The organism is Corynebacterium curieae (assembly GCF_027570035.1).
GTDB classification, from domain to species: domain Bacteria; phylum Actinomycetota; class Actinomycetes; order Mycobacteriales; family Mycobacteriaceae; genus Corynebacterium; species Corynebacterium curieae.
In genome coordinates this window covers 1-4600 of sequence record NZ_JAKMUU010000019.1, presented here as the reverse complement: position 1 = coordinate 4600, position 4600 = coordinate 1, and the positions used below count along the sequence as shown (strand labels likewise).

The following is a 4600-nucleotide window of genomic DNA, read 5'->3' as shown; positions in this document are numbered from 1 at the left end:
TTAAGGAGTGAACTGCTCCCCATTAGCTGGACTGAGAAATCAGTTATCTGCTAGTGGGGAGCAATTTTATGTCTGCTCGAAAGGGCGAATCCTAGTGGTCGTGGAAACACTTCTTATGTTTCGGCTGAGTTTATCAGTACGGCCATTTTCTCGGCTGGTGTTTGAAAACCCAGGTTTTGGGGGCGGCGGTTGAGTTGCATGGCGATGAATTCGGGTTGAGTAGCAGAACGTGTGTCCGTTCGGCGTGTCGTGGGGCGGACACGGTTAGTTACTTTATGGGGCCTTTTCTGATTCCTATCGAGTGTTCGTACTCGGTTGGGATAGCGTTGTCGTAGAAGGCTGGTCGGCCTGTTTCTTGGTCGGCTTTGTTGTGGTTTTCTTCGGCAAGATCGTTGACTTTGGCGAGTTGATCTTGGCCATAATTGCACTGCCTGGCGGTATTTAGCGGATCGTCAGGCAGTTGCTTTTTGGTGTGGAGGTACCACTCGAGCATTTTTCGTTGGCGTTCCCCAGACCTGCCTCGGTGTGCATCGGCGATGCGTTTGAGCTGGGCGTTGATGCCGCCTTCAAGACTGTTTGTCGTTGAAGCCCCGCGTTTAGGATCAGGCACATTCGGTGGTGGCTTAAGGTAGGTAAACAGCCAATTGTTGCGCGAGAGGTGCAGCAGTGAGTTGTAGGCTTTGCGTACCCGTAGATGAGTCCATTCCCACTGGTTATTGAGTGTTCGGCGCTCTTTTGGCACGGGTGTTTTCTCGTTGAGGAATGTTTTGAATACCTGACCGAAGTCGTGCAGACGCAGCGTCCACTCCCGTGCCTGGTCGAGTGTGGTGACACGGGTCAGGTTCAACGCCAGTGCGTAGATGGTTTTGCCGGCGTCGGTGCGCGGCCGTGAGGTGGTGTAGCGGCGGATGACGCGTTGCGCATGGACGAGGCAACGCTGAATCATTGCGTTCGGCCAGCAGGCTTTAATCGCGGTGAGTGCGCCTTGTCCGCCGTCGAGGACGACGCAGAGCGGCTCGGCGATTTTGCGAAGGAGCAGCGTGTATGCGTGGACGGTTTCGTGTTTGGTCCAGTGCCACGCAATGACGTGGTCGCGGCTGGCTGCCACAAGCAGACAGCCAGCCGCAGTGTAGGTGCCGTCGATGAAAATCTGATCGTAGACGCGCTGCGGGGCACCGTCGTTGGGGATGTCGATGAGCCAAAACGGTTCGAATCGGCGATCAAGTGTCCAACGACTCACCCATTGTTGCCCGGCGAGTTCAGACAACGTCGCTGTGGAGGTGGCGTAGGAGACGAAGGCTTTAAAGTTGCGGGCCTGCGTGCGATCGGTGCGGGTTCGTGTCGTGGAGCTGCCGCAGTTCGGGTCTTTGCACCGTCACCTGGTTGTGCCTTTGGATGTGCTTCCGTTTTTCTTCATTTGCCCAGCACATACCGGGCATCGTGGTCTGTTTTTACTCACCCGGAAAGCACACCAACCCCCGACTAGCACATGGGGTGCCATTCCGATGGATTGAACACGAAACGGGCGGATATAAGCAACAAGACCATATATCCGCCCGATTTACCCAGCCTGAACAGCAAGATCGCTGTAACTCAGACACACTTTTTGCTACTTAACCCATGAATTCTAGTCCGCTGCACTGTGGAGGCTCAGATCTGTTCCTTTAGGGAAGTACTACCTTAGTAGTCCGGTGGTGTTTTCCTTGAGAGCGTCCGTTTCTTTGAGTGCGGGGGTTGGTTTACAAGTAATCCGATAATGAAGCGTCTTGGGTTTAGTTCCGCTTCTTTTACGGCCCTGTGTTGCTGGGCTGGGTGAGATAATAATCGGTTTCGACTTCTTGTGGGGTGGTGTAGTCCAATTCTTCGCGAAGCCGCTTGGTGTTCAACCAATGAACCCACCGCAAGGTGGCCAGTTCGACTTCCCTCACTGATGTCCACGGGCCTTGGGCATGAATCAGTTGCGCCTTGAAGAGACCGTTGACGGTCCCAGCTAGAGCATCGTCATAAGTATCGCCGACTGTTCCCACACTCGGCCTAATTCCGGATTCCGCTAGCGCGGTGGAAAACTTCAGTGACACGTACTGGCTACCCCGCTCGCTGTGGTGAATCATTTGGTTTCCATGGATTCGCCCTGCAGTCGTTACCGCATGCTCCAAAGCCTCCATGGGCAGCGCATCGTTGCGCATCATCGAGCGTGGAGCAACACCAACAATTTTTTGGCTGTAGACATCCACGACAAACGCGGTATAGGCGAATCCTGACAGGGTGCGAACGTAGGTAATGTCGGCAACCCGATGCCTGCCTGGCGCTTGTGCGCAGAAGTCTCGTTGTACCAGGTCCGGGCGATGATCCGGTGTCTGCGGGCTGATCGTCACTACCGGGGTTCGCCCACGGCTGCGGCCAAAAATACCTGCTAGCTTCATCAGACGTGCGGTCTTGTCGCGATCAATATGAAAGCCTTCACGGTTCATAGTATGCTACATTTTGCGGATGCCGTAGACCGAGAAATTCTCCGCATGCACAGGCTGTATCTTTGGGATAAGCAGGCTATCGCTTAAGGCTCTTGCGCCGGGAACGCGTGTGGTGGCTTTGCGGTAGCCGCGTGAGGTGATGAATCCTCGAATTGCTTGTTTTAGGACTCGGCAGATGACCTTAGACCCCAAACTGATCTTTGTACGCGTCGTTGTAGGAGATCATTTGGTCGTGGGTCGGTCGAATTCCGCTGCGAAAAAAGCCGAAGCAGTCTTAAGGATCCCGTTTGCTCGCTTCAGTCCGCGGTTTTCTCGGCGCTGACGTTTGAGCTCTTCTTCCGCTGTTTCGCCGCCTAACGCGTCAGAATTATCGCGTACTGAGACGCTGTCACGGTACCAAGCCCGCAACGTGTGGTGAGATACTCCAAGGAGCTCACCGACCTCCGTGTAGGCACGTTGCAGTGAGCAAGACTCCAGGCGGAACATTTCGATGATCTGATGGACCGCCTTCTCCTTGAACTCGACGGAATACTTTCTAGGCATAGTTCAATCCTTCCTTAGCTGAGGTAGGAACTAAACCCAGGACGCTTCATTCATCGATGAACCGGATTATTTCCGACGTTTTGGGTCTAGTTCCGACGCGAGAAAGCTGAGGAAGCTTTCAGAAGTTTATTAGTGTCGTGCAGCAGGTGATTTTCACGGCGTAGCCTCTCGCGTTCAGCGGCCAACTCTTCAGACATTGGTTCTGGGATGTTTCCTGTACGGTGGGTCTGCCAAAGTCCATTGACGAGCTGTGTGCCATGAAAACCCGAGCATAGGGGATGCTGCTTGGCATGCGGCTTGCGTCGACATGTTTTCCGCCAAGATGTGGGATTCCACGAGGCGGACCACGCGGTCCTTCGCATCGTGGTCAAACTTTCTGGGCATGTTCCAGATTTGGCCACATACTCAAACGGAACAAAACCTGAAGCACTTTAGTATGGTAAGTGTAGTCGTTTTCAAAACGGGGATGCTGTCAAAGCCGTCGAACTGAAGTATGTGGCATTAATGTGCAGGTAAAATCATCTAACGCGCCTTAGAATGGCGTGATATTGTATGAGAGCACGGTAAGAGTTGATCAGATCTTGGCTCCAAGTTGTGATTGACTGCGGTGCGATTGGAGCTCAGAAGGTTTATTTTGAATAGTGAATCGAGCAACTGAGCAGAAAAGTAACTAGTAGTACCATCTGACGAGGAAAAATGAGTATATTAAGGAAACTCTCCCGAGAAGGGTGGATGGTCTTTACAGCAGTCCTCACTGCTGTTGCGGTTGTCGCGGCCATGTTCACTGTTCCAGGGGAAACTGCTGGCGCTCAGGAAGGCAAGCCTAGCGATTTTGAACCGAATCTCACCTTAGGCGATTCAGCCAAAAAGAAAGAGCTTCACGGTTCGGATACTAGTTGGGGCATGCTTGTTTGGGCAGGAGAGCCTGTAACGCCGAATCCTGGAGTTACGAGAAAGGGGCCGAATCCTAAAAACAACGTTGGCTGGGCTTGGTGCCTTGAGCCTGTTGAATCCTATACGCCCCATGAAACAATGCAATTGTATGATAGGGCAAAAGCTGAGAAGCTAAAGGTTCCCCCAGAGTATCATGACGCAGTGATAAATCTGGGCCGGGAGATGAAAAGCGCAGCCGCGCGGGGAGATAAAAAGGCTGCTGCCAATTATTATGTATATTTGACGATGTTTGTTGCCCATCATCCGGAGTCTAAGGCTGCGCTTGCTGGTACGATCACGGGAGAAAATCCGTATTATCGTCAGAAAGAAGGACACAAGAACTTTCCAGGATACAGTGGAAGTCACGAGGAATTTACGAAACTGACTGGGTATAGAGTTGCGGGTCGTATTGATTCACCGACACTGGAAAAAGTTCCTTCTGTGGAAATACCGAAACAGCCTGAAGATGCGTATATTACGGTAGTTTGGCCGTCAGGTGCTCGGAACGGTCATGCTCAAACTGTCATGCCGGTAGATCAACCGGGTCTCCCAGAGAAGGAGGAGACCCCTACGCCAGAACCGCCTGCTACTGATCAGCCGACTGAGGATACCGAAACGACGGAATCTGAGGAGCCGACTGAGGATACCGAAAC

Annotated in this window: 4 pseudogenes; 1 reads left to right on the top strand and 3 read right to left on the bottom strand. The window is 52.7% G+C overall.

Features of this window, described 5'->3' with window-relative positions:
* Nucleotides 1–268: 268 nt before the first annotated feature.
* The 3 pseudogenes from L8V01_RS11795 to L8V01_RS12000 form a co-directional block, all read right to left on the bottom strand.
* Nucleotides 269–1459, bottom strand: a pseudogene (locus L8V01_RS11795) (IS1249 family transposase).
* Nucleotides 1460–1787: 328 nt separating this feature from the next.
* Nucleotides 1788–3014: pseudogene (locus tag L8V01_RS11790) on the bottom strand (IS3 family transposase).
* A gap of 189 nt (nucleotides 3015–3203) precedes the next feature.
* A pseudogene (locus tag L8V01_RS12000) lies at nucleotides 3204–3417 on the bottom strand (hypothetical protein).
* Between the two features lie 293 nt (nucleotides 3418–3710).
* On the opposite strand from L8V01_RS12000, the pseudogene L8V01_RS11785 reads away from it, so the two are divergent.
* Nucleotides 3711–4600 (top strand): annotated as a pseudogene (locus tag L8V01_RS11785) (VaFE repeat-containing surface-anchored protein); the annotation flags it as partial.